Source organism: Streptomyces sp. NBC_01092 (assembly GCF_045039535.1).
Taxonomy (GTDB): domain Bacteria; phylum Actinomycetota; class Actinomycetes; order Streptomycetales; family Streptomycetaceae; genus Streptomyces.
Window position 1 is genome coordinate 7545808 of record NZ_CP108659.1, and the last position, 26082, is coordinate 7571889.

Sequence of the window (26082 nt, forward strand, 5' to 3'; positions counted from 1 at the left end):
AGGTATCACTGCCTGAAACGGCTGACCCCCACCCGGCAGCGTTGCCGGTGCCCCAGGAGTACACGTGACCAGCACAGCGCAGGCGTCCACATCAGGAGCCAGGACGGCTCACCCCGAACATCTCGGGCACGTCATCTTCATCACCGCCGCGGCTGCCATGGGCGGCTTCCTGTTCGGCTACGACAGCTCCGTCATCAACGGGGCCAACGGCGGCATCCAGGCCCGGTTCGACCTCAGCTCCGGCGTCACCGGCACCGTCGCCGCCAGCGCCCTGCTCGGCAGCGCCCTCGGCGCCGCCATCGCCGGCCGCATAGCCGACCGCATCGGCCGGATCCGCGTCATGCAGATCGCGGCGGTGCTGTTCGCTGTGAGTGCCGTCGGTTCCGGACTGCCGTTCGCCGCGTGGGACCTCGCCGCCTGGCGTGTCCTCGGCGGCATCGCCATCGGCATGGCCTCGGTCATCGGCCCGGCCTACATCGCCGAGGTCGCCCCGCCCGCCTACCGTGGCCGGCTCGCCTCGTTCCAGCAGGCCGCCATCGTCATCGGTATCGCCATCTCCCAGCTGGTCAACTGGGCCCTGCTGAACATGGCCGGCGGCGAGGAGCGCGGGACGATCGCGGGCCTGGAGGCCTGGCAGTGGATGCTCGGCGTGATGCTCGTACCCGCCGTGATCTACGGCCTGCTGTCCTTCGCGATCCCCGAGTCCCCGCGCTACCTGATCAGCGTCGGCCGCTTCGCCGACGCGAAGAAGGTGCTCGCCGACGTCGAGGGCGGCGCTGATCTGGACGGCCGGGTCGCCGAGATCGAGCAGGCCATGAAGAGCGACCACAAGTCCACGTTCAAGGACCTGATGGGCGGCCGGTTCGGCCTGCTGCCGATCGTGTGGATCGGTATCGGCCTCTCCGTCTTCCAGCAGCTGGTCGGCATCAACGTCATCTTCTACTACTCGAACCTGCTGTGGCAGTCCGTGGGCGTCGACCCGTCGAGCTCGTTCTTCTACTCGTTCGAGACCTCGATCATCAACATCATCGGCACCGTGATCGCGATGATCTTCGTCGACCGCATCGGCCGCAAGCCGCTGGCCCTCATCGGCTCCATCGGCATGGGCATCTCGCTCGCGGCCGCCGCCTGGGCCTTCTCCTTCCAGAACGGCAGTGACCCGCTGCCGACCGCGCAGGGCTACGTGGCGCTGATCGCCGCCAACGCCTTCGTCCTCTTCTTCGCCCTGTCCTGGGGCGTGGTCGTCTGGGTCATGCTCGGCGAGGTCTTCCCGAACAAGATCCGCGCCGCCGCCCTGGGCGTGGCCGCCTCGGCCCAGTGGATCGCCAACTGGGTGATCACGATCACCTTCCCGGACCTGTCGGAGTGGAACCTGTCGCTCACCTACGTCATGTACGCGGTGTTCGCCTTCCTCTCCATCCCGTTCATCCTCAAGTTCGTGCCCGAGACCAAGGGCAAGAAGCTGGAGGAGATGGGCTGACCGCCCCCGGACTCGGGGGGAAGGGCCAAGTCCCCGCTGCCCCTCTCCCCGTAACCCGCCGCCGCCCCGGCTCGGCCACTGCCCGAGCCGGGGCGGCGGCCTTGGTACGTCACCAGATCAGGACGCCGGCTCCGAGCTCCTGGGCGCGCAGGGCGGCCGCCTCGATGTTGTCCAGCCGCGTCTCGATCTGAAGCCTGTGCTCCGTGATCTCCCGCGGGCGCCGCGTGGTGGTGGCTATCAGCTCCAGGTTCGCCCGCAGCAGCGCGACCTCGTCCCGGAAGGCGCGCACCTCGTGCGCCTCGACGTACAGATCGTCCTCGGCGAGCACGGGCAGGAACCGGGCGCCCAGCGAACGCACCGCCACGGAGCCCCACACCGTCTCGCGCCAGACCTCGAACCCGGCCGAGTCGTCGCACCCCTCCGGCACGTCGAGGACCCGCCACTTTCCGTCCGCCTCACGCACGAAGACATCCACGCACAGACTCATGCGCCCAGTGCACCACTCCAGCACCCGACCGGGCCAGGTCAGCCCTCCATCGCCGGAAGCACTCGCTCGCAGAACAGCCGCAGGCTCCGCCACCCCTCCTCCACCGGCATCCCGCCCGACAAGGGGTGCAGCACGTAGTTGTCGAACCCCAGCGCCACACACTCCTCGGGCGTCACGATCCGGTACACGCCCTCGGCACGCAGCTCCTCCACCGTCGTGGCCGCCGACTTCACCGCCGAGCGGATGTCGCCGGACTGCCAGGAGGCGTAGGTGCGGGCCTCGTGCAGGAAGTGCCGGCCGTGCTCGGCCCAGGTCCGGTCGGGGTCCTCGGCGATGTGCAGCAGGGGGGTCTCGGCGGCCGGCATCATGGTCCAGCCCTCGGTGCCGTACTCGACCAGCAGCTCCTTGTAGTACGCCTCCAGCTCCGGCAGATGTGCGCTGGGGAAGAACGGCAGGCCGAGCCGGGCGGCCCGGCGGGCGGCGGCCTTCGAGGAGCCGCCGACCAGGAGCAGGGGGTGCGGGTCGGTGAACGGGCGCGGGGTGACCCGTACCGTACGGCCCCGGTACTCGAAGGGCTCGCCCGTCCACGCCTTGAGCAGCGTCTCCAGCAGCTCGTCCTGGAGCCTGCCGCGCCGCTTCCACTCGACGTCGAACAGGGCGTACTCCTCCGGCCGGTACCCGATCCCGGCGACCGTCACGAGACGCCCGCCGCTCAGCAGGTCCAGAACGGCGATCTCCTCGGCGAGCCGCAGCGGGTCGTGCAGCGGCCCGATGATCGCCGAGACGGTGACCGCGAGGCGCCGCGTAGCGCCGAAGACCGCCGCCGCGAAGGCGAACGGCGACGGCATCCAGTTGTTGTCGGCGCCGTGGTGCTCCTCCGTCTGAACTGTGGTGATGCCGTGCTCGTCGGCGTACGCGGCCATCTCCAGGGCCGCCCGGTAGCGGGCGGCGAGCGAGGCGGGGGTCGCGTCGGGCTCGACGAGGTTGAAACGGACGACCGTGACGGGCATGGGGGTCCCCCTTCACCGGGCGGGTGTGAAGGCGGACGTTAGCTGACGGTGTGTCAGACATCCAGAGGGGTGTCGCCGGACTCCATGGCCGATACTGGACGGGTTATGGACATCGTCATCCTTGCTGTAGTCATCGCCGTGGTCGTGCTCGGCGCGCTCGGCGGGCTCATCGTCGGCAGCCGCCGTAAGAAGCAGCTGCCCCCGCCGCCGCCCGCCGCCCCCGACATCACCGCCCCTCCGGCCGAGCCGCACGTCGGCGACGAGGCCGAGACACCGCGCGACGAACCGCGCCGGACCATAGAGGAGGTGGATCTTCCCGACGGCTCGACCGGGGTCGCCGTCGAGGAACCGCCCGTCGTCGAAGAGCTCCCGCCGACCGAGATCGAGGTTCCGGAGCCCACTGCCGGCCGCCTCATCCGCCTGCGCGCCCGGCTCTCCCGCTCGCAGACCGCCCTCGGCAAGGGGCTGCTCACGCTGCTGTCGCGCGAGCACCTCGACGAGGACACCTGGGAGGAGATCGAGGACACCCTGCTCACCGCCGACGTCGGCGTCGCGCCCACCCAGGAACTCGTCGACGGCCTGCGCGAGCGCGTCAAGGTCCTCGGCACCCGCACCCCCGTGGAGCTGCGCGGCCTGCTGCGCGAGGAGCTCCTCAAGCTGGTCGGCACCGACATGGACCGCGTGGTCAAGACCGAGCCCGAGGCCAGCAAGCCCGGCATCGTGATGGTCGTCGGCGTCAACGGCACCGGCAAGACCACCACCACCGGCAAGCTCGCCCGCGTCCTCGTGGCCGACGGCCGCAGCGTGGTCCTGGGCGCCGCCGACACCTTCCGTGCCGCCGCCGCCGACCAGCTCCAGACCTGGGGCGAGCGCGTCGGCGCCCACACCGTGCGCGGGCCGGAGGGCGGCGACCCCGCCTCCGTCGCCTTCGACGCGGTGAAGGAGGGCAAGGAGATGGGCTCCGACGTCGTCCTCATCGACACCGCCGGGCGCCTGCACACCAAGACCGGCCTCATGGACGAGCTCGGCAAGGTCAAGCGGGTCGTCGAGAAGCACGCGCCGCTGGACGAGATTCTGCTCGTGCTGGACGCCACCACCGGGCAGAACGGCCTGGTGCAGGCCCGTGTCTTCGCCGAGGTCGTCGACATCACCGGCATCGTGCTCACCAAGCTGGACGGCACGGCCAAGGGCGGCATCGTCGTCGCGGTGCAGCGCGAGCTGGGCGTGCCCGTGAAGCTGATCGGGCTCGGGGAGGGCGCCGACGATCTGGCGCCGTTCGAGCCGGAGGCGTTCGTTGACGCCCTTATCGGAGAGTGACCCCACCTACCGAATTTGGTACGTGCTCGAAGAAGCGCCCGCCTCCCAAGGTGCAGTTGGGAGTCGGGCGCTTCGCTGTGTACGTCTATGTGTACGTCTATGCGCGCGACCTGTGGGCCACATAGGCCAGCGTCCCCAGCAGCAGCCGGGCCGCCGGTGGCTTCGTCGCCGTGTCCAGCGCCGGCGGGCGCAGCCAGCGTGCCGGACCCAGGCCGCCCCGGTCGGACGGCGGGGCCGTGAGGTGCGTGCCGGGGCCGAGGCCGCGCAGGTCGAGGTGGGTCGGGTCGTCCCAGCCCATGCGGTAGAGGATCTCGGGGAGCTCGGCGGCGGCGCCGGGGGCGACGAAGAAGTGGGCGCGGCCGTCCGGAGTGGCGGTGACCGGGCCGAGGGGCAGGCCCATGCGTTCGAGCCGGGTCAGCGCGCGGCGTCCGGCGGGCTCGGCCACCTCGATCACGTCGAACGCCCGCCCGACCGGCAGCATCACCGCGGCGCCCGGGAACTCCGACCAGGTCTTGGTGACCTCGTCGAGCGGGGCCCCCGCCGGGATCCGGGGCGCGAAGTCCAGGGGGTGCGCGCCGGGCGCGTCGCAGTCCGAGCGGCCGCACGAACAGGCGCCCGCGGCGGCGCGTGCGCCGGGCACCGCGTCCCAGCCCCACAGTCCGGTGAACTCGGCGACGGCGGTGCACTCCGAGGAGCGGCCGCGTCGCCGCGAGCCGGATCGCATCTCCCGGATGCCGCCGATCGTGAAGCCCATGCCCCCTCCAACGGTCCAGTGCGCCGGTGGTTACGACGCGAAAGCGGAACGTGACCCTGTGTGTTCCTGGGCGGTCGGGTACCCCATGGCGTCGCGCGGTCCATGCGGCGCTTGGAAGTGCTCCGGGTTGTGGGCCGGGCAACACGCGCCCCTGAGTGCTTCGCTCCGCCCACTTCCGGCCGTCCTATGTCAAGTGAATCGCGTGGAGGCGACCGTGAGTTCATTCGAAGGGGTGGCGAATGGTGGCGATTCAGGGATCGCCATGGCTGGAGCAGTGATCGTAGGATTACCGTGAGTGCACGAAGCTTCGGGGCTCATGCGCTCGTGGGTATGCCGGGGGCAAGTCGGCTTTCCGTTCGAAGGGTGAGAACCGCCGGACGGCCGACCGTATTTACCGGCATTCTGATAGGGCTTGGCGCACTCGGTGACAAGTGGTCCAAGGGATGGGGGCGTTCCAGTGAGCGGCAACAGCGGAAGCGGTACGAGTGCCGGTGGCGCATCGCACGCTGACAAGCGCCCGAACGAGCTTCTCACGTCCTGGTTCGTGCGCAGCGGCTGGTCGAAGGGCGAACTCGCCCGCCAAGTGAACCGCCGGGCCCGCCAGTTGGGCGCCAATCACATCTCCACCGACACCTCCCGCGTGCGTCGCTGGCTGGACGGCGAGAACCCCCGCGAGCCGATCCCCAGGATCCTGTCCGAGCTGTTCTCCGAGCGCTTCGGCTGCGTCGTCTCCGTCGAGGACCTCGGCCTGCGTGCCGCCCGCCAGTCACCCTCCGTGTCCGGCGTCGACCTGCCCTGGACGGCCCCGCAGACGGTGGCCCTCCTCAGCGAGTTCTCGCGCAGCGACCTGATGCTGGCGCGGCGCGGCTTCCTCGGGAGCTCGTTGGCCCTGTCCGCGGGCCCGGCGCTCATCGAGCCGATGCAGCGCTGGCTGGTCCCGGCGCCGCCCGCCCCGTACCAGGAGTCCCGGCCCGTCCCGTCCTCACGCGCGCGTGGCCGGCTGTCCAAGCCCGAGCTGGACCTGCTGGAGTCCACCACCGTGATGTTCCGGCAGTGGGACGCCCAGTGCGGCGGCGGCCTGCGCCGCAAGGCGGTCGTGGGCCAGCTGCACGAGGTGACGGACCTGCTCCAGGAGCCCCAGCCCGAATCCACGACCCGCAAGCTGTTCAAGGTCGCCGCCGAGCTGGCGGAGCTGGCCGGCTGGATGTCGTACGACGTCGGGCTCCAGCCCACCGCGCAGAAGTACTTCGTCCTCGCGCTGCACGCCGCCAAGGAGGCCGGCGACCGGCCGCTCGGCTCGTACGTCCTGTCCAGCATGAGCCGCCAGATGATCCACCTCGGCCGGCCCGACGACGCGCTGGAGCTCATCCATCTCGCGCAGTACGGCAGCCGGGACTGCGCGAGCCCGCGCACCCAGTCGATGCTGTATGCGATGGAGGCCCGCGCGTACGCCAACATGGGCCAGCCCGGCAAGTGCAAGCGGGCGGTCCGGATGGCCGAGGACACCTTCTCCGAGGCCGACGACTGGGACGACCCGGACCCCGACTGGATCCGCTTCTTCTCCGAGGCCGAGCTGTACGGCGAGAACTCCCACTCCTTCCGCGACCTCGCTTATGTCGCCGGCCGCAGCCCGACGTACGCCTCGCTGGCCGAGCCGCTGATGCAGCAGGCCGTGGATCTGTTCGCGAAGGACGGCGAGCACCAGCGGTCGTATGCGCTGAACCTCATCGGGATGGCCACGGTCCATCTGCTGCGGCGTGAGCCCGGGCAGAGCGCGGCCTATGCGGAGCAGGCCATGCTCGTCGCCAAGAAAGTGCGCTCCGAGCGCGTCAACACTCGTATTCGAAAGACGGTCGACACGGCCGTACGCGACTTCGGGGATCTCGCCGAGGTCGTGGACCTGACGGACAAGCTCGCCGTCGAGCTCCCGGAGACCGCGGAGGCGGTCTGACACCGCGGGCGAATCCCGCGGAAACCCCAGAACCCCGGCCGCGGCCGGCCCTCCCGAACTGCCCGACTCGGCTCCCCCATGCCAGGTCATCGGAAGGCCGACCGCGGCCGGTCCTTTTCTTCCTTCAGTGAAGGTTGCGCCACGATAACGATCCGGCAGCCGCACATCCGGCAGTTCATCGAGGCGTAACACGCAGGGCGCCTTCGTCACGGTGGCGAAACAACGAGGGGCTTCGACCGAAACGGCGCTGCGCCAATCTCATGGCGCATAACCGGCCCACCCCTCATTCCGCTCAGGCTTCGCCCGCACGGGGCCGTACCAATGACGAGGAGACGCCGATGGCATCAGCCGCCATCACGCTTGCGGCGGACGCACCCACGCTGTCGTCCGCCAACACAGGCTTCATGCTTATCTGTTCCGCCCTGGTCCTGATCATGACCCCGGGCCTTGCCTTCTTCTACGGAGGCATGGTCCGCGTCAAGAGCACGCTGAACATGCTCATGATGAGCTTCATCAGCATAGGGATCGTCACCATCCTGTGGGTGCTGTACGGCTTCTCCATGGCCTTCGGTACGGACTCCGGCAGCCTCATCGGCTGGAACTCCGACTGGGTCGGCCTCAGCAACATCGGCCTGACGGAGCTGTGGGACGGCTACACCATCCCGATCTTCGTGTTCATGGTCTTCCAGCTGATGTTCGCGATCATCACGCCCGCCCTGATCAGCGGTGCTCTGGCCGACCGTGTGAAGTTCACGGCGTGGGCGCTGTTCGTCGCGCTGTGGGTCACGGTCGTCTACTTCCCGGTCGCGCACTGGGTCTGGGGCTCCGGCGGCTGGGCCTTCGAGCTCGGTGTGATCGACTTCGCCGGTGGTACGGCGGTCCACATCAACGCGGGTGCCGCGGCGCTCGGCGTGATCCTCGTCATCGGCAAGCGCATCGGCTTCAAGAAGGACCCGATGCGCCCGCACAGCCTCCCGCTGGTCATGCTCGGCGCCGGTCTGCTGTGGTTCGGCTGGTTCGGCTTCAACGCCGGCTCGTGGCTCGGCAACGACGACGGCGTCGGCGCGCTGATGTTCGTCAACACACAGGTCGCCACCGCCGCCGCCATGCTGGCCTGGCTCATCTACGAGAAGATCCGGCACGGCGCGTTCACCACGCTGGGCGCCGCCTCCGGCGCGGTCGCCGGTCTGGTCGCCATCACCCCGTCCGGCGGCGCGGTCTCCCCGCTCGGTGCGATCGCCGTCGGTGCCATCGCCGGTCTGCTGTGCGCCATGGCCGTCGGCCTGAAGTACAAGCTCGGCTACGACGACTCGCTCGACGTCGTCGGCGTCCACCTGGTCGGCGGTGTCGTCGGCTCCCTGCTGATCGGCCTCTTCGCCAGCGGCAAGGGCCAGTCCACGGTCGAGGGTCTCTTCTACGGCGGCGGCCTGACCCAGTTCTGGAAGCAGTGCGCCGGTGTCTTCGCCGTCCTGGCCTACTCGCTGATCGTCTCCGCGCTCCTCGCCTTCATCCTCGACAAGACCATCGGAATGCGGGTCTCCGAGGACGACGAGGTGGCCGGCATCGACCAGGCCGAGCACGCCGAGACCGCATACGACTTCAGTGGCGCCGGTGGCGGCGCCGCCCGGACGGCCGCCCCCGCCCCGGCCGCCGCGGCCGCGAGCAAGAAGGTGGACGCATGAAGCTCATCACCGCAGTCGTCAAGCCCCACCGGCTCGACGAGATCAAGGAAGCCCTCCAGGCCTTCGGAGTACACGGTCTGACGGTCACCGAGGCGAGCGGCTACGGTCGTCAGCGGGGCCACACCGAGGTCTACCGCGGTGCCGAGTACACCGTCGACCTGGTCCCGAAGATCCGCATCGAGGTCCTGGCCGAGGACGACGACGCCGAGCAGCTGATCGACGTCATCGTCAAGGCCGCCCGCACCGGCAAGATCGGTGACGGCAAGGTCTGGTCCCTGCCGGTCGAGACGGCCGTACGGGTCCGGACCGGCGAGCGCGGACCCGACGCGCTCTGACAGAAGAAGAACAGGAGCTGCTGGGTGTCGAGTACGGACGTGCGTAACGAAGCAGAGGACTCGGGACCCAGCGGCTACGCGGCGGCCCGGCTGCGTCTCCTCACCGAGGGGGCGCGGTCCGGGCCGCCGCGCCGTGCCGCCCTCGCGGAGCTGACCGACGAGTGGCTGACCGGCCTGTTCGCGGCCGGCGCCGAGGGAATGCGGGGGGTCTCCCTGATCGCCGTCGGCGGATACGGCCGCGGCGAGCTGTCCCCGCGCAGCGACCTCGATCTGCTCCTGCTGCACGACGGCGGCGACAGCAAGGCGGTGGCCGCACTGGCCGACCGCATCTGGTACCCCGTCTGGGACCTCGGTCTCGCCCTCGACCACTCCGTGCGCACGCCCGCCGAGGCCCGCAAGACCGCCGGCGAGGACCTCAAGGTCCAGCTGGGCCTGCTGGACGCCCGGCACATCGCGGGCGACCTGGGACTTACGGCCGCACTGCGCACGTCGGTGCTCGCCGACTGGCGCAACCAGGCGCCCAAGCGGCTGCCCGAGCTCCAGGAGCTGTCCGTCGAACGCGCCGAGCGCCAGGGCGAGTTGCAGTACCTGCTGGAGCCCGACCTGAAGGAGGCGCGCGGCGGCCTGCGGGACGCCACCATCCTGCGCGCCGTCGCCGCGTCCTGGCTCGCCGACGCCCCGCGTGAGGGCCTCGACGACGCCCGGCGCCGGCTGCTCGACGTACGCGACGCCCTGCACCTGTCCACCGGGCGGGCGACCGACCGGCTGGCGCTCCAGGAGCAGGACCAGGTCGCCGCCGAGCTCGGGCTCCTCGACGCCGATACGCTGCTGCGGCAGGTGTACGAGGCAGCGCGCGTCATCTCGTATGCCAGTGACGTCACTTGGCGCGAAGTGGGGCGTGTGCTACGGGCGCGCGCCGTGCGGCCACGTCTGCGCGCCATGCTGGGCGGCGGCGCGAAGCCGACCGCCGAGCGCTCCCCGCTCGCCGAGGGCGTCGTGGAGCAGGACGGCGAGGTGGTGCTCGCCCGCGCCGCGCGCCCCGACCGTGACTCCGTGCTGCCCCTGCGCGCCGCGGCCGCTGCCGCACAGGCGGGACTTCCGCTCTCCCTGCACGCCGTACGGCGCATGGCGGCCGGCGCGCGGCCGCTGCCCACCCCCTGGCCCGCCGAGGCGCGCGAACAGCTCGTGACGCTGCTGGGCTCCGGGCGGCCGACGGTCGAGGTGTGGGAGGCGCTGGAGGCCGAGGGGCTGATCACCCACTTCCTGCCCGACTGGGAGCGGGTGCGCTGCCGTCCGCAGCGCAACGCCGTGCACATCTGGACCGTCGACCGGCACCTCATCGAGACGGCCGTCCGCGCCTCCGAGTTCACCCGCCGGGTCCACCGCCCGGACCTCCTGCTGGTCGCCGCGCTGCTGCACGACATCGGCAAGGGCTGGCCCGGCGACCACTCGGTGGCCGGCGAGATCATCGTCAAGGACGTGGCCGCGCGCATCGGCTTCGACCGCGACGACGTGGCCGTGCTCTCCACCCTCGTACGCCATCACCTGCTGCTCGTCGACACGGCCACCCGGCGCGACCTGGAGGACCCGGCCACCGTGCGCTCGGTCGCCGAGGCGGTCGGCTCGCAGGGCACCCTGGAGCTGCTGCACGCCCTGACCGAGGCGGACGCGCTGGCCACCGGCCCGGCGGCGTGGTCGTCCTGGCGCGGGTCACTCGTCGCCGACCTGGTGAAACGGGTCGGAGCCGTGCTCGCCGGGGACGACCCGGACGAGCCCGAGGCCGCCGCGCCCACCGCCGAGCAGGAGCGCCTCGCCATCGAGGCGATCGCCACCGGCAGCCCCGTTCTGTCGCTGCGCGCCCAGACCGAGCCGCCGACCGAGGAACAGCCCTCGGGCGACCCGGAGCCGCTCGGCGTGGAGCTCCTCATCGCCGTCCCCGACCAGCCGGGTGTGCTGCCCGCGGTGGCCGGCGTCCTGGCGATGCACCGCCTGACCGTGCGCACCGCGGAGCTGCGCGCCCTGGACCTGCCGGACGGCGTCGAGGGCTCCGTGCTGCTGCTGAACTGGCGGGTCGCCGCCGAGTACGGCTCCCTGCCGCAGGCCGCCCGGCTGCGCGCCGACCTCGTCCGGGCGCTGGACGGCTCCCTGGACATCGCGGGCCGTCTCGCCGAGCGGGACGCGGCCTATCCGCGTCGCCGGGGCGTCGTGGCACCGCCGCCGAGAGTGACGGTCCATCCGGCCGCCTCCCGGCTGGCCACGGTCATCGAGGTCCGGGCCCAGGACGCACCGGGGCTGCTGTTCCGGATCGGCCGGGCGCTGGAGGACGCGAGCGTGCGGGTGCGCAGCGCGCATGTCAGCACACCGGGCGCCAACGCCGTCGACGCGTTCTATGTCACAGGGCCCGAGGGAGCGCCGCTGCCCGGCGACGAGGCGGCAGCCGTGGCACGCAAGCTGGAGGAGACGTTGCGGGGCTGAGCGCTCCGCTGGATGTGCCGTCGTTCGGCTGCGGCGCCGTTGTGGCTGGCCGCTCCCCCAAGCTCTCAACTTCGTTCGAGCAGGGAGGTACCCCCTTCGTGGCGGAGCCGCATATCGATACAGCCCCGCGCCCCTACGGGGCGCTGCCCAAACGCAGTCGACTTCGCCAGGTCCGCTCAGGGCCGGTCCTTACACCGATCCGAAGGACAGGCCCTGAACCGGGGATCCCGGCAACCTGTGCCGCCGGGATACCCTGGAGGGCGATTGCCAGCCGCCACCGACCCCGAGGACCGCGAGCGCCGTGTTCGATACTCTTTCCGATCGCCTCTCAGCGACTTTCAAGAACCTGCGCGGCAAGGGACGGCTCTCCGAGGCGGACATCGACGCGACAGCGCGCGAGATCCGCATCGCGCTTCTCGAAGCGGACGTGGCACTGCCCGTCGTGCGCACGTTCATCAAGAACGTCAAGGAGCGCGCGCTCGGCGTAGAGGTCTCCAAGGCGCTGAACCCGGCCCAGCAGGTCCTGAAGATCGTCAACGACGAGCTCGTGACGATCCTCGGTGGCGAGACCCGCCGCCTGCGCTTCGCCAAGCAGCCGCCGACCGTGATCATGCTGGCCGGTCTGCAGGGTGCCGGTAAGACCACCCTCGCGGGCAAGCTCGGCCACTGGCTGAAGGAGCAGGGCCACTCGCCGCTGCTGGTCGCCTGTGACCTCCAGCGCCCGAACGCCGTGAACCAGCTCAGCGTCGTCGCCGAGCGCGCCGGCGTCGCGGTCTACGCGCCCGAGCCGGGCAACGGCGTCGGTGACCCGGTCAAGGTCGCCAAGGACTCCATCGAGCACGCCAAGGCCAAGGTCCACGACATCGTGATCGTGGACACCGCCGGCCGCCTGGGCATCGACCAGGAGATGATGCAGCAGGCTGCGGACATCCGTGACGCGGTCTCGCCGGACGAGATCCTGTTCGTCGTCGACGCGATGATCGGTCAGGACGCGGTCAACACCGCCGAGTCCTTCCGTGACGGCGTCGGCTTCGACGGCGTGGTGCTCTCCAAGCTCGACGGTGACGCCCGCGGTGGCGCCGCCCTGTCGATCCGCCAGATCACCGGCAAGCCGATCATGTTCGCGTCGAACGGCGAAAAGCTCGACGAGTTCGACGCCTTCCACCCGGACCGGATGGCCTCCCGCATCCTCGACATGGGTGACCTGCTCACCCTGATCGAGCAGGCGGAGAAGACCTTCGACCAGGCCGAAGCCCAGAAGATGGCCGAGAAGCTGGCCTCCAAGAAGGGCCAGGACTTCACCCTCGACGACTTCCTGGCCCAGATGGAGCAGGTCAGGAAGATGGGCTCCATCTCCAAGCTGCTCGGCATGCTCCCGGGCATGGGCCAGATCAAGGACCAGATCAACAACCTCGACGAGCGCGACGTCGACCGCACCGCCGCGATCATCAAGTCGATGACGCCTGGCGAGCGCCAGGAGCCGACGATCATCAACGGCTCGCGCCGCGCCCGTATCGCGAAGGGTTCCGGCGTCGAGGTCAGCGCGGTCAAGAACCTCGTCGAGCGGTTCTTCGAGGCGCGCAAGATGATGTCCCGCATGGCCCAGGGCGGCGGCATGCCCGGTATGCCGGGAATGCCCGGCATGGGTGGCGGCCCCGGCCGTACCAAGAAGGCGCCGAAGAAGGCCAAGGGCAAGCAGCGCTCCGGCAATCCGATGAAGCGCAAGCAGCAGGAGCAGGAGGAGGCCGCCCGCCGGGCCGCCGCCGCTCAGGCCGGAGGCGCCCTCGGACTGCCGGGTCAGCAGGCGGCCGCGCAGGACTTCGAGCTGCCGGACGAGTTCAAGAAGTTCATGGGCTGACGGTTCTCCCGACGGTTTTGTCGTACGACCGTCCCGTCCCGTACGTCACAGAGGGCGCCCCTCGCCAGGAGGGGCGCCCTCTGCGCGTGCCATGGCCCGCTGTCTGCCGTAACGTCCAGATATGAGCAATGCCGCGCCACCGCGCAAGGCCCCTGACCAGCCGTGGCGCACCGAGGGCACCCCGGACGAGCCGCCCAGGAAGTCCGGTGGCCGGCGCCTACGCGGCCGTTGGTGGAGCCTGCTCCTCACCGCGGTGATCGTGTTCCTGCTGGCGTACATCGGACTGACCTACCTCGACCAGGGCAACGAGCCGACGATCTCCTACACCGAGTTCAGCAGGCAGGTCGACGACGGCAACGTCTCCAAGATCTACTCCAAGGGCGACGCCATCCAGGGCGAGCTCAAGAGCGCCAGGGACAAGCCCGACGGCGACGGCGACTACACCAAGTTCAAGACGCAGCGTCCGGCCTTCGCCGACGACGAGCTGTGGCAGGAGCTGCGCAGTCACGACGTCACGGTGACCGCGGAGCCGGTCGTCAAGCAGCGCGGTCTCCTCGTCAACCTGCTGATCTCGCTGGCACCGCTCGTGATCATCGTCGCGGTGTGGATCTTCGTCGCCCGGCGGTTCGCCGGGGGCCGGGGCGGCGCGGGCGGCATGTTCGGGCGCAAGGCGCCGCCCAAGCCGGTCGAGCTGCTGCCGGGCAAGGACCGTACGACGTTCGCCGACGTGGCCGGCATCGACGAGGTCAAGGGCGAGCTGGACGACGTCGTCGACTTCCTGGAGCACCCCGACGCCTACCGCAGGATGGGCGCCAAGATGCCGCGCGGCGTACTGCTCGCGGGCTCACCCGGCACCGGCAAGACCCTGCTGGCGCGTGCGGTCGCGGGCGAGGCGGGCGTGCCGTTCTTCTCCGCCTCGGCGTCCGAGTTCATCGAGATGATCGTCGGCGTCGGCGCCTCCCGCGTCCGTGAGCTGTTCGCCGAGGCCCGCAAGGTGGCGCCGTCGATCATCTTCATCGACGAGATCGACACCATCGGACGGGTGCGCAGCGGCGGCGCGTCGGTGAGCGGTCACGACGAGCGCGAGCAGACCCTGAACCAGATCCTCACCGAGATGGACGGCTTCTCCGGCTCGGAGGGCGTGATCGTCATCGCGGCGACGAACCGCGCCGACATCCTGGACCCGGCACTGACCCGGCCCGGCCGCTTCGACCGGGTCGTCAACGTCTCCCCGCCGGACCGCCGTGGACGCGAGGCGATCCTGCGGATCCACACCCGCGACATCCCGCTCGCCGAGGACGTGGACCTGGTCCAGCTGGCCCGCAAGACCCCGGGCATGACAGGCGCGGATCTGGCCAACCTCGCCAACGAGGGCGCGCTGCTCGCGGTCAAGCGGGGCCAGGAGCAGGTGTCGGCGGCGGACCTGTCCGAGGCCCTGGAGAAGGTGCAGCTGGGCGCCGAACGCACCCTCGTGATGCCCGAGGAGGACCGCCGCCGCACCGCGTTCCACGAGAGCGGGCACGCCCTCCTCGGCATGCTGCAGCCGGGCGCCGACCCCGTCCGCAAGATCACCATCGTGCCGCGCGGCCGGGCACTCGGCGTGACGATGTCGACCCCCGAGGTGGAGCGGTACGCGCACTCGGAGGAGTACCTGCGCGGCCGGATCATCGGCGCGCTGGGCGGCATGGCGGCCGAGGAGGTGGTCTACGGGGTCGTCACCACCGGCGCCGAGAACGACCTCGAACAGGTCACCAACATCGCGCGCGGGATGGTGGCCCGCTGGGGCATGAGCGAGCGCGTCGGCCGGCTGTCCGCCCTGCCGAGCGACGCCCAGCAGGCGTACGGACTCTCCGCCGCCCCGCAGACCCTCGACGTCATCGACTCCGAGATGCGCCGGATCGTCGACGACTGCTACGAGGAGGCCTGCCGCAAACTCCGCGACCACCGCGGGAAGCTGGACGCGCTGGCGGAGGCCCTGCTGGAGAACGAGACCCTGGAGGAGGCGGACGCCTACCGGATCGCGGGGATCACCAGGCCGGCCAAGGACACGGAGGCTTAGGGGACCCGCGCGATCAGGTACCGGAACACGTTCGGCATCCACACCGTGCCGTCCTGCCGCTGGTGCGGGTGCAGTGCCTCGGTCAACTCCTTGTCGACCTGGGCCTGGTCGGTCGCGCGGACCGCCGCGTCGAACAATCCCGTCGACAGCAGCCCCCGTACGGCACTGTCGACGTCCGCGTACCCGAAGGGGCAGGCCACCCGCCCGGAACCGTCGGGCTTGAGGCCCGCACGCTGGGCGACCTCCTCCAGGTCGTCACGCAGGGCCGGACGCCAACTGCCCGTGCTGCGCAGGGGATCGGCCAGCTTGGTGGCGACGCGCAGCACCGACGACGTGGCGCAGCGCTCCGGCGGACCCCAGCCGGCGAGCACTACCGGCGCCCCCCGCTCGGCGAGCGCAGCGACGGCCGCGAGCGTCTCACCGAGGCCCTCCGCGTCACCCGCGAGGCACCCGATGGGCTCGAACGCGGTCACCAGCGTGTACGCGGGCGTCTGCGCGTCGGACGCGTCCCCGGGCGAGCCCTCGACGAGCCGGATCTCGGCACGCGCGCGCGTGCCCCACGCCTCGGGCAGCAGCCGCTGCCGGGCGAGCCTCAGCCGTTCGGGGGAGTCGGACTCGACACCGGTGACGGCCGCGCCTCTGGACGCCGCCATCAAGAGGGCGAGTCCGCTGCCGCAGCCGAGGCCCAGCAGCCGGGTGCCCGGGCCCACCTCAAGTCGCTCGTAGACGGCCTCGTAGAGCGGAACCAGCATCCGCTCCTGGATCTCGGACCAGTCACGCGCGCGTGCACACAGGTCCACACGGGGCGTCGCGCCCGCGTGGGGTGGGTGCTGCCGCACGAGCGTAGGTGTCATGTAAAGCGCCCCATTCCCAAGAGAGTTGTCACTGTGCCCTATGCCGTAGCGCCCTGTGACGGTGCGCTCACGCTCCCCCGTATGCCAGGAAACTCCGCACCCGACGTCGCGTCCAGGGGTCTCGGGACCCTGCTTGCGGGTTCCGGGCGTCCGTGGCCGAAATTCACATTCCGGCAACATGGGCCCGTACCATCTGGCCATGGCAAAGGCACCCGTTCTTACGCCACGGGCACATGACTTCCCGCGCTGGTACCAGGACCTGATCAACAAGGCCGAGCTCGCCGACAACGGTCCGGTGCGCGGCACGATGGTGATCCGGCCGTACGGGTACGCGCTGTGGGAGCGGATGCAGGCCGAGATGGACGCCCGCATCAAGCAGGCCGGTGCCGCCAACGCCTACTTCCCGCTCTTCATCCCCCAGTCGTATCTGACGCGGGAGGCCGAGCACGTCGAGGGCTTCGCCCCCGAACTCGCCGTCGTCACGCACGGCGGCGGCAAGGAGCTGGAGGAGCCCGTCGTCGTCCGGCCCACCTCCGAGACGATCATCAACGACTACTTCGCCAAGTGGGTGCAGAGCTACCGCGACCTGCCGCTCCTGATCAACCAGTGGGCGAACGTAGTGCGTTGGGAGATGCGCCCGCGCGTGTTCCTCCGGACGACCGAGTTCCTCTGGCAGGAGGGCCACACCGCGCACGCCACCTACGAGGACGCCCGGGACTACGCCGCGCACATCCACAAGGAGGTGTACGCCGACTTCATGGTCGACGTCCTCGGTATCGACGTCGTCCTGGGCCGCAAGACCGCGAGCGAGCGCTTCGCCGGGGCCGTCAACACCCTCACCCTCGAAGCGATGATGGGCGACGGCAAGGCCCTCCAGATGGGCACGAGCCATGAGCTCGGCCAGAACTTCGCCAAGGCCTTCCACACCCGCTACCTGTCGAAGGAGGGCCGCGAGGAGTACGTCTGGCAGACCTCCTGGGGCTCCTCCACCCGCATGGTCGGCGGCCTGATCATGGCGCACGGCGACGACGACGGACTGCGCGTGCCGCCGCGCCTCGCGCCGATCCAGGCCGTCGTCCTGGCGATCAAGGGGGACGAGCCGGTTCTGGCCAAGGTCCGCGAGATCGGCGCCCGGCTGGCCGCGGCGGGCATCCGCGTCCAGGTCGACGACCGCACGGACACGCCGTTCGGGCGCCGCGCGGTCGACTGGGAACTCAAGGGCGTGCCCATACGGATCGAGGTCGGGCCCCGTGACCTGGAGGGCGGCACGGCGATGCTGGTCCGCCGGATCCCTGGGGGTACCTCCCAGGCTTTCGGCACTGGGGGAGGCAAGGAACCGGTCCCGCTCGACGCACTGACCGGGCTGCTCCCCACGATCCTCGACGAGGACCAGGCGCTGCTGCTGCGCCAGTCCCGCGAGCGCCGCGAATCCCGTACGTCGGACGTGTCTACGGTCGAGGAAGCGGTCGAGGCGGTGACCGCCGGCGGCTGGGCACGCGTCCCGTGGGCCACGCTCGGCGAAGAAGGCGAGGCCAGACTGGCCGAGCAGGCCGTGACCGTACGGTGTCTGGTCGCCGAGGACGGGTCGGTGCCGGACGCCGACGACGCACCCGGTAACGTCGCCGTCGTCGCGCGCGCTTATTGAGATGACGCCCGTGTGGAACGAGAGCGACCGAAACGCCTCTTGCGCATCCGCGGACCACAGTTGCACCGGCGCGTGGACAGGGCGTACGTGCCGGGGCGTACGTCAGACTACGCACCGGCTTGGTATGAGCTGTGAGGCTTCTCCGCAGATCAGCGCACCCGCCCTCGTCCGGGCGCATCATTCGCAACTGACGGGTACGTGCAAATTATTTGGGATGGCCCGGAATCGGAACACAGCGGCACTCCGGCTCGTTGTCATTACGTGAGCACGACACAGACACCACCTGTTCTCGCCGCAGAACTGGCGCAGGCGTGGGCCGATATTCAGCGGTACCACCCCGAGCTGCCGGATCTCGCCGCGCCAGAGTCCCTGATCGGGGAGTCGTCGTCCGCCTGCGGTCACGAGCTCTCCTTCGAGCGACTGCTTCATGAGGCAGTCCATGGCGTCGCCGCCTCGCGCGGCGTCCGCGACACCTCCCGGGCCGGTCGCTACCACAACCGCAGATTCCTCGCCATCGCCGAGGAGCTGGGCCTCGACCACCCCGAGGAGCCGCACCCGAGCAGCGGCTTCTCCCTGGTCACGCTCAACCCCGAGGCCAAGCGCCGGTACCGCCCGACCATCGAACGCCTCCAGCGCGCCCTGAAGGCCCACACCGTGGCGACCTCCGCCGACACGAGCCGGACCTTCCGGGGCCCGGCCGCCCGCCACGGCTCGTCCGGCGGCGGCGTCCGGGTCAAGGCGGTGTGCGACTGCGGTCGCAACGTCCGCGTCGTCCCGTCGGTCCTGGCCCAGGCCCCGATCGTGTGCGGCGGCTGCGGCAAGCCGTTCCGGATCCCGGAGGTCGTGGGAGCGGCGTAGCGGCGTCCCGTCGGACACCGGCATCTCGTGGCTGCCGGTTCGGCACGTGGCGTCGATGGCGAGGGTGCCGTCGCGGACTCGTATGTGAGGCGGCACCCCGTCGCGCCGGGTCGCAGAACCCTTCGAGGGCACCCTTCGCGCCGGGTGCCCCTCAGTGATGCCCAGGCGCCCACGCCGTACCCCTCGGCCAAGAGTGACCGCCGGGTGTGGCACAATGGCTAGCTGTACTCGACAGCCGCACAGGAACCCTCTCGCCTCCGGCTGACGCGTCCATCGGGCACTCGGGTACCGCAACCCCACGCGGCAGTCTCGCCGTGCCCAACCACGTCAAAACCAGGAGAACCCACTCCCGTGGCAGTCAAGATCAAGCTGAAGCGTCTGGGCAAGATCCGTTCGCCTCACTACCGCATCGTCGTCGCCGACTCCCGCACCCGCCGTGACGGCCGTGCGATCGAGGAGATCGGCAAGTACCACCCGACCTACAACCCGTCGGTCATGGAGGTGGACGCCGAGCGTGTGGCGTACTGGCTGGGTGTCGGCGCGCAGCCGACCGAGCCCGTCCTCGCCATTCTGAAGAAGACCGGCGACTGGCAGAAGTTCAAGGGCGAGCCCGCCCCGGCTCCGCTGCTGGTTGCCGAGCCGAAGAAGGCGCGCCCGTCGTTCGAGGCCCTCAGTGGCGAGGACGAGGGCAAGGGTGAGGCGATCACCCAGAAGAAGAAGGCGGAGAAGAAGGACGAGGCTGCCGCCGAGTCCGAGTCGGCCGGGGCCTGAGCATGCTCGAGGAGGCTCTCGAGCACCTCGTGAAGGGCATCGTCGACAACCCTGACGATGTGCAGGTCGCATCCCGCGACCTGCGCCGCGGACGCGTGCTCGAGGTCCGGGTCCATCCCGACGACCTCGGCAAGGTGATCGGTCGCAACGGCCGCACCGCACGCGCTCTGCGCACCGTCGTGGGCGCCATCGGCGGCCGCGGTGTCCGCGTCGACCTCGTCGACGTGGACCACGTCCGCTGACGCCGAACACACAGCACCGGCTCGGGCCGGGGAGGGCCACTGGGCCGTCCCCGGCCCGTCGTCGTCCGACAGGAGAGCAAGCACAGTGCAGCTGGTAGTCGCACGGATCGGCCGCGCCCACGGCATCAAGGGCGAGGTCACCGTCGAGGTACGTACGGACGAGCCGGAGCTCAGGCTCGGCCCGGGCGCCGTCCTGCTCACGGACCCCGCCGCCACGGGCCCCCTCACCATCGAGACCGGGCGCGTCCACAGCGGACGCCTTCTCCTGCGCTTCGAGGGCGTGAAGGACCGCACCGGCGCCGAGGCCCTCCGCAACACCCTCCTGATCGCCGAGGTCGATCCGGAGGAGCTGCCGGAGGAGGACGACGAGTACTACGACCACCAGCTCATGGACCTGGACGTGGTGACGAAGGACGGTGTCGAGGTCGGCCGTATCACCGAGATCTCGCACCTGCCCTCGCAGGACCTCTTCATCGTGGAGCGTCCCGACGGGAGCGAGGTGATGATCCCCTTCGTCGAGGCGATCGTCACCGAGATCGACCTGGAGCAGCAGCGCGCGGTCATCACGCCGCCGCCGGGTCTGATCGACGACCGCGCGGAGATCGCCTCGTCGCGCGACGCGGAGGACGAGAGCTGATGAGGCTCGACGTCGTCACGATCTTCCCCGAGTACCTGGAGCCCCTGAACGTCTCCCTGGTCGGCAAGGCACGCGCGCGTGGGCAGCTGAACGTCCAGGTGCACGACCTGCGCCGCTGGACGTACGACCGCCACAACACGGTCGACGACACCCCGTACGGCGGCGGCCCCGGCATGGTCATGAAGACCGACCCCTGGGGCGACGCGCTGGACTCCGTCCTGGCCGACGGCTACGAGACCGGCTCCGGCGCGCCCACCCTGATCGTCCCCACCCCCAGCGGCCGCCCCTTCACCCAGGAACTCGCCGTCGAACTCTCCGAGCGGCCCTGGCTGATCTTCACGCCGGCCCGCTACGAGGGCATCGACCGCCGCGTCATCGACGAGTACGCCACCCGGATGCCCGTCCACGAGGTGTCCATCGGCGACTACGTCCTCGCCGGCGGGGAGGCGGCCGTCCTGGTCATCACGGAGGCCGTGGCCCGCCTGCTGCCCGGCGTCCTGGGCAACGCCGAGTCCCACCGGGACGACTCCTTCGCGCCCGGCGCGATGGCGAGCCTCCTGGAGGGTCCCGTCTACACCAAGCCGCCCGAGTGGCGCGGCCGGGACATCCCGGAGGTGCTGGTCAGCGGCCATCACGGCAAGATCGCCCGGTGGCGCCGCGACGAGGCCCTGAGGCGTACGACGGCCAACCGGCCCGACCTCATCGAGCGCTGCGACCCCAAGGCCTTCGACAAGAAGGACCGCGAGATGCTCTCCATCCTGGGCTGGATGCCCGACCCGGAGGGGGAGCGGTTCGGCCGATTTTGGCGCAGGACCGAGGGCATGGAAGAATAGGCCGCTGTTGTGCGCCGTCCGGCGTGCGCCCCTGCCACAGGGGGACACGACGCCCGCCCCGACGCGGACAGCATCCTCACGAACACCTACCTCCCGCCTCTGACCTGTGGCATGGGCGAAGAAAGCAGACGAAATGTCTCACCTGCTCGACATCGTCGACTCCGCGTCGCTGCGCAGCGACGTCCCGGCCTTCCGCCCCGGCGACACTGTCAACGTCCACGTCCGCGTCATCGAGGGCAACCGCTCCCGTGTGCAGCAGTTCAAGGGCGTTGTGATCCGTCGCCAGGGTGCCGGCGTGCGCGAGACCTTCACGGTCCGCAAGGTCTCCTTCTCTGTCGGCGTCGAGCGCACCTTCCCGGTGCACACCCCGATCGTCGAGAAGATCGAGCTCGTCACCAAGGGTGACGTCCGCCGCGCCAAGCTGTACTACCTGCGCGAGCTGCGCGGCAAGGCGGCGAAGATCAAGGAGAAGCGCGAGAACTGAGCGCGCCTTCAGGGGGCTCGCCCCCGCGGGGTCCAAAGCGGGGCCGGATAACATCTGGCCTCGATGGACACCGAAGCACAGCCGACGGAGCGCGACCGCTCCTCCCGCCCTTCCGACTCCGAGGAGATCTCGGACCCGGAGGGCCAGGAGGGACGGTCGCGCTTCGCGTTGGTGTCGCGGATCACGGAGCGCGTCACCGAGTGGCTGCCGGGCGGACGGATCAGTCTGACCCTGCTGGTCCTGTTGGTGTTTCTGCTGCTGCTCAACACGTTCGTGGTACGGCCGTTCGAGATTCCCAGCGGATCCATGGAGTCCGGATTGAGGATCGGGGACCGCGTTCTCGTAAATAAGTTGGCGTACCGTTTCGGTGCCGATCCACGGCGCGGTGATGTTGTGGTGTTCGACGGAACCGGGTATTTCGGGGATGCCGACTACATCAAACGCGTTGTGGGTGTGGGGGGAGACCACGTGGTCTGCTGTGACAACGAGGGGAGGATCCAGGTGAACGGCCGGTCGGTCGACGAGTCGACGTTCCTGTACCCCGGCGACAGCCCGTCCACGGTGCGCTTCGACGTCGTCGTACCCGACGGGTCCCTGTTCCTCCTCGGCGACCATCGCAGCGCCTCCAGAGACTCCCGCGACCATCTGGGCTCGCCCGGCGGCGGCATGATCCCGGTCGGCGAGGTCGTCGGCCGCGCCGACTGGATCGTATGGCCGACCGCGCACTGGACCCGACTGCACCGTCCCGACGCCTACGCGCGCGTGCCCGCAGCGGAGGGGGTCCATGGGTAACCGTGGCAAACCGCGCGGCGTCCCGAGCAGCCCCGCCGAGAATCTGCTGCCCACCGGTTCCCGGCGCGCCGCCAGCCCCGCCGGTGGTCGTACGCGCGCGGAGCGGCGCAAGCTCCAGCGCAAGGTCAAGCGGCGCCGCAGGCGCTCCGCGATCAAGGAGATACCCCTTCTCGTCGGCGTCGCGGTCCTCATAGCGCTCGTGCTGAAGACCTTCCTCGTCCAGGCCTTCGTGATCCCCTCCGGCTCCATGGAGCAGACGATCCAGATCGGCGACCGCGTCCTCGTCGACAAGCTCACCCCCTGGTTCGGCTCCAAGCCGCAGCGCGGTGACGTCGTCGTCTTCAAGGACCCCGGCGGCTGGCTCCAGGACGAGCAGACGACGGTGAAGAAGGAGGACCCCGTCGTCGTCAAGCAGGTCAAGGAGGCGCTCACCTTCATCGGCCTGCTGCCGTCGGACGACGAGAAGGATCTGATCAAGCGCGTCGTCGGCGTCGGCGGCGACCGGGTCAAGTGCTGTGACACGCAGGGACGGGTCACCGTCAACGGCGTTCCCCTGAACGAGGACTATCTGTACCCCGGCAACTCCCCCTCCGAGGCGAAGTTCGACATCACCGTCCCGCAGGGCCGGCTGTGGGTGATGGGCGACCACCGGGCCAACTCCGCGGACTCCCGCGCCCACCAGAACCAGGACTACGGCGGCACGGTCTCCGAGGACGAGGTGGTCGGACGGGCGATGTGGATCGCCTGGCCGCTCGGTCACTGGACCAACCTGGAGGAGCCGAACACCTACGCTTCGGTCTCCGACTCGGCGACCGGGTCGACCGCCTCACCCCAGCTGTCGCATAGGGTTGCTTCCGACGATTCGAACGGAACGATCCAGCTCCCGAGCCCTGCGGAACTCCCGCTCGTTATGGGAGTGGTGGGCCTGCGTCGTCTATGGGGCAGGCAGCGGCACAGAGTGAGGAGTTGGCGTGGGGGATGTGGCGGTTGGCGCACGGTCCGGGCACGATGGCGAGGAGCACCGCGGACACCCCGTGGAAGCAGCCGACCCGGCCGCGGACGGCGCCGTGACCTCCGGGAATGAGCCCGGATCCGACAGTGACGGCGGACGGTCGGGCGGGCAGCCCCCGATCGACGGCCAGGGGTCGGGCGGGGCCGCCCCCGTCAAGAAGCAACGCTCCTTCTGGAAGGAGCTGCCCATCCTGATCGGTATCGCGCTGGTTCTCGCGCTGCTGATCAAGACGTTCCTGGTGCAGGCGTTCTCGATCCCCTCCGACTCGATGCAGAACACCCTCCAGCAGGGTGACCGCGTCCTGGTCGACAAGCTCACCCCCTGGTTCGGCTCCGAGCCCGATCGCGGCGAGGTCGTCGTCTTCCACGACCCCGACAACTGGCTGGCGGGCGAGCCCACTCCGGATCCCAACGCCCTGCAGACCTTCCTCAGCTGGATCGGTCTGATGCCGTCCGCGGAGGAGAAGGACCTCATCAAGCGCGTCGTCGGCGTCGGCGGCGACACCGTCGAGTGCAAGGGCACCGGCCCGCTCAAGGTCAACGGCAAGGCGCTGAACGAGCCGTACGTCTACCCCGGCAACACGCCGTGCAGCCAGGACGATCAGGGTGGTCAGTTCAAGGTGAAGGTCCCCGAGGGCTTCATCTGGGTCATGGGCGACCACCGGCAGAACTCCCGGGACTCGCGCTACAACGTGTCCGACGCGAACCACGGCATGGTCCCCGTCGACAAGGTCGTCGGCCGCGCCATCGTGATCGCCTGGCCGATCAACCGCTGGGACACCCTGCCGGTCCCGGACACCTTCGAGCAGAACCTGAACGCCCGCTCCGCAGCCCTCACGGTCGCGCCGCAGGGGCTTGCCCTCGCGGGTGCGGTGCCGCTGGTGCTGTGGCGGCGGCGCCGGGTCGCGGCGGCCGAGATGCGCTGACCGCCGGACGCGGGTCTGTAAGGGCGCGCCTGCGTGGGCGGGGCCTCTTGCGGACCGGCTCCTGAGGGCGTGCCTTGCGGACCCAGCTCCTGCGGGCGTGCCTTGCGGGACGCGCTTTTCCTGAACCGACCGCTCCGGGCGCGCTCGTCCGGGCGGGGCCTTTCAGGAGGCGCTTTCCCAGGCCGGCTGTCACCGGGTGGCGAGAGGCCGGCTGTCGTCTCGCCCCGCGCCCGGCTCCGCCTGCCCTCCCGCGCTGGCGAAAGCTTTGCCCAGCCGGTGGTCTCGGTGCTCGGGAGGGGCTGCCCGGTGTCGGTACCGCCGGGTAGGGTGCGGATCCATGGGTGGCGAGAGCACTACACGTACGGCGCCGCGTGACGGTGGCGCGAGCAGGGGCCCGGCGGGCAGCCGGACCGGGCAGCGGTTGTCCGGCCTGGCCGTGGCGCTGGGCCTGGTGCTGTTCCTGGGCGGGTTCGCCTGGGGAGCGGTGCTCTACCGGCCGTACACCGTGCCCACCAGTTCGATGGCACCGACGATCGGAGCCGGTGACCGGGTGCTGGCCCAGCGCGTCGACGGCGACGAGATTCGCCGTGGCGATGTCGTCGTCTTCACCGACAAGACCTGGGTGACCAACGCGCCCGTCGTCAAGCGCGTGGTCGCGGTCGGCGGTGACACGGTCGCTTGCTGCACGGACGGCAAGCTGACCGTCAACGGCAAGCAGATCGACGAACCGTATCTGGCCGAGGACAGCCTGGCCGAGATCCAGAATTTCCCGACGGTGACCGTGCCGAACGGCAGGCTCTTCCTGCTCGGTGACGAGCGCAGCGGCTCGCTGGACTCCGCCGCCCACCTCACGGACGCCGCCAGCGGCACCGTGGCGCGCAGTGCCGTCTCGGCCAGGGTGGACGCCGTCGTATGGCCCATGGACGGCATGCTGGAGCGCCCCACCAGCTTCGAGCAGCTCGGCGCGCTGTCGACGCCCGGACCGCTGCGGACGGTTCTCGCGCTGATCGTGGTCGGCGGCGTGCTGGTCCTGGCCGGCGGAGCGTACGGCCCGGTCGCACAGCGGCTCGGCGGCCGCTCCCGCGCGCGGACGGAGCCCGCGAGTGCCCGCTGAGGCGGCGCAGCGGCAGGACGAGGGGTTGCGCAAGGTCGCCCGGGTCGTCCTGCTCGACCCCGACGACCGCATTCTGCTCCTGCATGGCCATGAGCCGGAGGATCCGGCCGACGACTGGTGGTTCACGCCCGGCGGGGGCCTCGAGGGCGACGAGACGCGCGAAGAGGCGGCGCTGCGGGAACTCGCCGAGGAAACCGGCATCACGGAGGTCGAACTCGGCCCCATGCTGTGGCGGCGGAGGTGCTCGTTCCCGTTCGCGGGACGCCGCTGGGACCAGGACGAGTGGTACTACCTGGCGCGTACGACGCAGACGGCGACCCGGGCCATGGGCCTCACCGAGCTGGAGCGACGCAGCGTCGCCGGTGCGCGCTGGTGGACGTGTCAGGAACTTGCCCGAGCGCATGAGACGGTGTATCCGACCAGACTCGCCGAGCTGCTGCGCAGGCTGCTCGACGAAGGTCCCCCCGCCGGGCCCGTGACCCTTGACCCCGAAATTGTCTAGGTGCT

24 protein-coding genes are annotated in these 26082 nt (G+C 70.4%); 20 read left to right on the top strand and 4 right to left on the bottom strand.

What is annotated here, in order from left to right:
- The first annotated feature begins 64 nt into the window (after window positions 1-64).
- A complete protein-coding gene (locus OG254_RS34420; protein WP_147994003.1) occupies window positions 65-1480 on the top strand; it encodes a sugar porter family MFS transporter in 1416 nt (471 codons plus the stop codon).
- Window positions 1481-1589: 109 nt separating this feature from the next.
- Here the strand turns inward: OG254_RS34420 and OG254_RS34425 are convergent, their stop codons facing one another.
- Window positions 1590-1967 (bottom strand): hypothetical protein, encoded by a 378-nt coding sequence (locus tag OG254_RS34425; RefSeq protein WP_405589586.1) that lies wholly within the window; start codon window positions 1965-1967, stop codon window positions 1590-1592.
- A 38-nt stretch (window positions 1968-2005) separates the two neighbouring features.
- Window positions 2006-2977, bottom strand: coding sequence for an LLM class flavin-dependent oxidoreductase (locus OG254_RS34430; protein ID WP_405589589.1), 972 nt, complete (start codon window positions 2975-2977; stop codon window positions 2006-2008).
- Between the two features lie 105 nt (window positions 2978-3082).
- On the opposite strand from OG254_RS34430, the gene ftsY reads away from it, so the two are divergent.
- Entirely contained in the window at window positions 3083-4294 is a 1212-nt protein-coding gene (gene ftsY / locus OG254_RS34435; RefSeq protein WP_405589592.1) for a signal recognition particle-docking protein FtsY, read from the top strand.
- A 97-nt stretch (window positions 4295-4391) separates the two neighbouring features.
- On the opposite strand, the gene OG254_RS34440 is transcribed toward ftsY, so the two are convergent.
- Entirely contained in the window at window positions 4392-5048 is a 657-nt protein-coding gene (locus OG254_RS34440) for a bifunctional DNA primase/polymerase (protein ID WP_405589595.1), read from the bottom strand.
- Window positions 5049-5505: 457 nt separating this feature from the next.
- Between OG254_RS34440 and OG254_RS34445 the strand changes: the two genes are divergently transcribed.
- From OG254_RS34445 to ftsH, 6 genes are all read left to right on the top strand, one after another.
- Window positions 5506-6999: a hypothetical protein gene (locus OG254_RS34445; RefSeq protein ID WP_351188374.1), complete on the top strand. Its 1494-nt coding sequence runs from the start codon at window positions 5506-5508 to the stop codon at window positions 6997-6999.
- Between the two features lie 338 nt (window positions 7000-7337).
- On the top strand, window positions 7338-8681 hold the full coding sequence (locus OG254_RS34450) for an ammonium transporter (protein ID WP_405589599.1): 1344 nt from the start codon (window positions 7338-7340) through the stop codon (window positions 8679-8681).
- The gene (locus tag OG254_RS34455; protein WP_003997576.1) at window positions 8678-9016 is read left to right on the top strand and encodes a P-II family nitrogen regulator; all 339 of its coding nucleotides are present in this window, start codon (window positions 8678-8680) and stop codon (window positions 9014-9016) included. Before OG254_RS34450 ends, OG254_RS34455 begins: the two co-directional genes overlap by 4 nt.
- A 24-nt stretch (window positions 9017-9040) precedes the next feature.
- Window positions 9041-11491, top strand: a complete 2451-nt coding sequence (locus OG254_RS34460; protein ID WP_405589602.1) for a [protein-PII] uridylyltransferase — start codon at window positions 9041-9043, stop codon at window positions 11489-11491.
- 301 nt (window positions 11492-11792) lie between these two features.
- Window positions 11793-13349: a signal recognition particle protein gene (ffh, locus tag OG254_RS34465; protein WP_405589605.1), complete on the top strand. Its 1557-nt coding sequence runs from the start codon at window positions 11793-11795 to the stop codon at window positions 13347-13349.
- Window positions 13350-13470: 121 nt separating this feature from the next.
- Complete coding sequence (ftsH, locus tag OG254_RS34470) at window positions 13471-15408, top strand: ATP-dependent zinc metalloprotease FtsH (protein ID WP_405589608.1); 1938 nt, start codon at window positions 13471-13473, stop codon at window positions 15406-15408.
- Here ftsH and OG254_RS34475 read toward each other — a convergent pair.
- Window positions 15405-16262, bottom strand: coding sequence for an SAM-dependent methyltransferase (locus OG254_RS34475; RefSeq protein WP_405589610.1), 858 nt, complete (start codon window positions 16260-16262; stop codon window positions 15405-15407). The genes ftsH and OG254_RS34475 overlap by 4 nt on opposite strands.
- Before the next feature lie 199 nt (window positions 16263-16461).
- On the opposite strand from OG254_RS34475, the gene proS reads away from it, so the two are divergent.
- The 12 genes from proS (at window position 16462) to OG254_RS34535 (ending at window position 26077) form a co-directional block, all read left to right on the top strand.
- Window positions 16462-17907, top strand: coding sequence for a proline--tRNA ligase (gene proS, locus OG254_RS34480; protein WP_405589613.1), 1446 nt, complete (start codon window positions 16462-16464; stop codon window positions 17905-17907).
- Between the two features lie 261 nt (window positions 17908-18168).
- Window positions 18169-18765, top strand: a complete 597-nt coding sequence (locus OG254_RS34485) for a hypothetical protein (RefSeq protein WP_405589616.1) — start codon at window positions 18169-18171, stop codon at window positions 18763-18765.
- A 351-nt stretch (window positions 18766-19116) separates the two neighbouring features.
- The gene (gene rpsP / locus OG254_RS34490; RefSeq protein WP_405589619.1) at window positions 19117-19536 is read left to right on the top strand and encodes a 30S ribosomal protein S16; all 420 of its coding nucleotides are present in this window, start codon (window positions 19117-19119) and stop codon (window positions 19534-19536) included.
- Between the two features lie 2 nt (window positions 19537-19538).
- Window positions 19539-19778 (top strand): RNA-binding protein, encoded by a 240-nt coding sequence (locus OG254_RS34495; RefSeq protein WP_005479813.1) that lies wholly within the window; start codon window positions 19539-19541, stop codon window positions 19776-19778.
- Between the two features lie 85 nt (window positions 19779-19863).
- On the top strand, window positions 19864-20415 hold the full coding sequence (rimM, locus tag OG254_RS34500; protein WP_405589622.1) for a ribosome maturation factor RimM: 552 nt from the start codon (window positions 19864-19866) through the stop codon (window positions 20413-20415).
- The gene (trmD, locus tag OG254_RS34505; RefSeq protein WP_405589625.1) at window positions 20415-21248 is read left to right on the top strand and encodes a tRNA (guanosine(37)-N1)-methyltransferase TrmD; all 834 of its coding nucleotides are present in this window, start codon (window positions 20415-20417) and stop codon (window positions 21246-21248) included. Before rimM ends, trmD begins: the two co-directional genes overlap by 1 nt.
- Before the next feature lie 133 nt (window positions 21249-21381).
- Window positions 21382-21732 (top strand): 50S ribosomal protein L19, encoded by a 351-nt coding sequence (gene rplS / locus OG254_RS34510; protein ID WP_147994019.1) that lies wholly within the window; start codon window positions 21382-21384, stop codon window positions 21730-21732.
- 63 nt (window positions 21733-21795) lie between these two features.
- On the top strand, window positions 21796-22524 hold the full coding sequence (lepB, locus tag OG254_RS34515) for a signal peptidase I (protein ID WP_405589628.1): 729 nt from the start codon (window positions 21796-21798) through the stop codon (window positions 22522-22524).
- Window positions 22517-23608, top strand: coding sequence for a signal peptidase I (gene lepB, locus OG254_RS34520; protein ID WP_405589631.1), 1092 nt, complete (start codon window positions 22517-22519; stop codon window positions 23606-23608). The genes lepB (OG254_RS34515) and lepB (OG254_RS34520) overlap by 8 nt, the downstream gene beginning before the upstream one ends.
- Entirely contained in the window at window positions 23496-24461 is a 966-nt protein-coding gene (lepB, locus tag OG254_RS34525) for a signal peptidase I (protein WP_405589634.1), read from the top strand. Before lepB (OG254_RS34520) ends, lepB (OG254_RS34525) begins: the two co-directional genes overlap by 113 nt.
- A gap of 337 nt (window positions 24462-24798) precedes the next feature.
- Window positions 24799-25575: a signal peptidase I gene (gene lepB, locus OG254_RS34530; protein ID WP_405589637.1), complete on the top strand. Its 777-nt coding sequence runs from the start codon at window positions 24799-24801 to the stop codon at window positions 25573-25575.
- The gene (locus tag OG254_RS34535; RefSeq protein ID WP_405589640.1) at window positions 25565-26077 is read left to right on the top strand and encodes an NUDIX hydrolase; all 513 of its coding nucleotides are present in this window, start codon (window positions 25565-25567) and stop codon (window positions 26075-26077) included. The genes lepB (OG254_RS34530) and OG254_RS34535 overlap by 11 nt, the downstream gene beginning before the upstream one ends.
- Window positions 26078-26082 lie beyond the last annotated feature (5 nt).